General features: G+C 71.6%; 3 protein-coding genes. 1 reads left to right on the top strand and 2 read right to left on the bottom strand.

What is annotated here, in order from left to right:
• Both RMN98_RS12145 and RMN98_RS12150 read right to left on the bottom strand, forming a co-directional pair.
• Positions 1-633: ergothioneine biosynthesis protein EgtC (locus RMN98_RS12145; RefSeq protein WP_309649079.1), on the bottom strand; the 633-nt coding region annotated here is incomplete at its 3' end.
• Positions 630-1,169 carry a glutathione peroxidase gene (locus RMN98_RS12150; RefSeq protein ID WP_309649080.1) on the bottom strand — a complete coding sequence of 180 codons (540 nt, stop codon included), beginning with the start codon at positions 1,167-1,169 and terminating at the stop codon, positions 630-632. The genes RMN98_RS12150 and RMN98_RS12145, both read right to left, overlap by 4 nt.
• Positions 1,170-1,271: 102 nt before the next feature.
• On the opposite strand from RMN98_RS12150, the gene RMN98_RS12155 reads away from it, so the two are divergent.
• Positions 1,272-1,501: DUF6458 family protein (locus RMN98_RS12155; protein WP_309649081.1), on the top strand; the 230-nt coding region annotated here is incomplete at its 3' end.

Below are 1,501 nucleotides of genomic sequence, written 5' to 3' on the forward strand. Positions count from 1 at the left end.
CACGACGATCCCGGTGTCCTTCTCCAGCACGTGCAGCTGCTCGCCGTACGTCGTGCCGGCGAAGCTGCGCCCGTCGACGGCCAGCATGTTGAGCCGACCACCGCCGACCTTGCGGACCTCACGGATGACCTCGACCAGCGCGGCGCCCAGGGGCGTGCCGGCCGACCAGCGCGACGCGGCCAGCCCGAACATCAGCGCGGAGTCGACCGGGGCGGCGGCCTCCGGGATGTCGAGGGTGCGGTCGTAGAGCGAGCGGCGCGCGTTGTGCCAGTCGGCGACGCCGCCGTTGTGGCTGAACAGCCAGCGCCCCTGGGTGTACGGCGCCACGATCGACTCGTCGTGGGCGAAGGTCGTCGTGCCCGAGCGGACCGCTCCGAGGATGCACGACGAGGCGATCGTCGGGGCCAGCGACGCGAACGAGGCGTCGGTCCAGATCGGCTGCGCCCGTCGGTAGCGGACGGGCTCGTCGCGCCCGAAGGCGTACCATCCCGCACCGAAGCCGTCGGCGTTGACCACCCCGCCCAGCTGGGTGTTCGGCGACCAGGCCTGGGAGACCAGCGAGCGCGGCGGGTCGAGCAGCAGGCGCTGGAGCGTGATCGGCTCGCCGACGTAGGCGAGGTGGCGGGTGCTCACTCTCCGCCGTCGGGCTTGACGACCCGCTCGACCGCCTCGACCAGCAGCGGGTCGTCGGGCGTGGTGCCGGGGGCGAAGCGCGCGACCGGGGTGCCGGAGGCGTCGAGCAGGAACTTCTCGAAGTTCCAGATGATCACCGACGGGTCGGGGTCCTGGCCGGAGAAGCTGCGGCCGCCGTCGTCGGTGTAGTCGGTGCGCACCAGGTCGGCGTACAGCGGGTGCCGGCCCTCGCCGTTGACCTCGACCTTCTCGGTCATCGGGAAGGTGACCCCGTAGGTCGCCGAGCAGAACTCCGCGATCTCGTCGGAGGACCCGGGCTCCTGGCCACCGAACTGGTTGCACGGCACACCGAGCACGGTGAACCCGGCGTCGGCGTACTTCTCGTGCAGCGCCTCGAGGGCGGAGTACTGCGGCGTGAGGCCGCACTTGGAGGCCACGTTGACGACGAGGGCGGGCCGGCCGCCGGTGAGGTCGCCGAGGGTGGCGGGGGTGCCGTCGAGGCGGGCGATCGGGTGGTCGTGGAGCGAGTCGGTCATGAGCGGGAGCCTAGTTGGCGATTCCTCCCCCGGGGCGCGTGTGGCGCGGGAGACTGGTGGGGAGGGCAGTGAGGCCCTCCCCGACCCCCAGGGAGGCTCCCCATGAGCATCGGACTCGGCATCGCCCTCATCGTGATCGGCGCCATCTTCGCCTTCGCGATCGAGGTGAACATCCCCGGCCTCGACGGCCACGCGTTCGGTTGGATCCTCATCGCAGCAGGCGTGCTCGTGCTCGTGCTGTCGATGGTGGTGGCCAACACCAGCCGCAAGCGCCGCTCGGTCGTCGTGACCGAGCACGCCGACGGCACCGTCAGCGAGAGCGAGCGTCGCAC

Origin of the sequence: Nocardioides sp. (genome assembly GCF_031397825.1) — a bacterium.
Classification (GTDB): Bacteria; Actinomycetota; Actinomycetes; order Propionibacteriales; family Nocardioidaceae; genus Nocardioides.